This window comes from Cupriavidus sp. KB_39 (assembly GCF_052114485.1).
GTDB lineage: Bacteria > Pseudomonadota > Gammaproteobacteria > Burkholderiales > Burkholderiaceae > Cupriavidus.
The window spans coordinates 1-449 of sequence record NZ_JBFREV010000216.1 but is presented as its reverse complement, the minus strand read 5'-3'; the positions used below and the strand labels follow the sequence as shown (position 1 = coordinate 449).

The following is a 449-nucleotide window of genomic DNA, read 5'->3' as shown; positions in this document are numbered from 1 at the left end:
CTTCCCGCAGTTGGGCCACGTCGGCGTCCGACACCTGGCCCCGGTCGTTCACCAGCTTCAGCGCGAAGGCCAGCGCGGCGGCCGTCCGGGCATCCTCGGCACGCCCAGCCTGGGCGGCAGCCATCTCCTCAGCGGTGGCGCCGGCCTTTGCCGGAATCCCCGCCTGATCGCCTGTCCGCGCTGCTCGAACGCTTCCGCGTCCGCGCGCACCTGTTCCACACCGGGCCGCTCTGCGGCGTCACGCGCTTCGATGAAGCCGGCCGGGGCTTCCTGCACGTGCTGCGCGAAGGGCGCACCGAGGTCACGCATGGCGCGAGCGCCCTGCCCACCCGGCTGGTGATCGAGGAACCGTCGCTGCTGTTCTATCCGCGCTACGCCGTCCACACCTTCCACAATCCGCCGGTGGAGGGTTCCCAGTTCACCTGCGCCACGCCTCGATTTCGATGGCG

At 71.0% G+C, this 449-nt stretch carries 1 protein-coding gene and 1 pseudogene; one reads left to right on the top strand and one right to left on the bottom strand.

All coding sequences use genetic code 11. The annotated features are described in order from the left end of the window. A pseudogene (locus AB4Z27_RS29615) lies at positions 1 to 148 on the bottom strand (carboxymuconolactone decarboxylase); the annotation flags it as partial. Here AB4Z27_RS29615 and AB4Z27_RS29610 point away from each other — a divergent pair. After that, positions 148 to 449: cupin domain-containing protein (locus tag AB4Z27_RS29610; RefSeq protein WP_441646059.1), on the top strand; the 302-nt coding region annotated here is incomplete at its 3' end. The pseudogene AB4Z27_RS29615 and the gene AB4Z27_RS29610 sit on opposite strands and share 1 nt — an antisense overlap.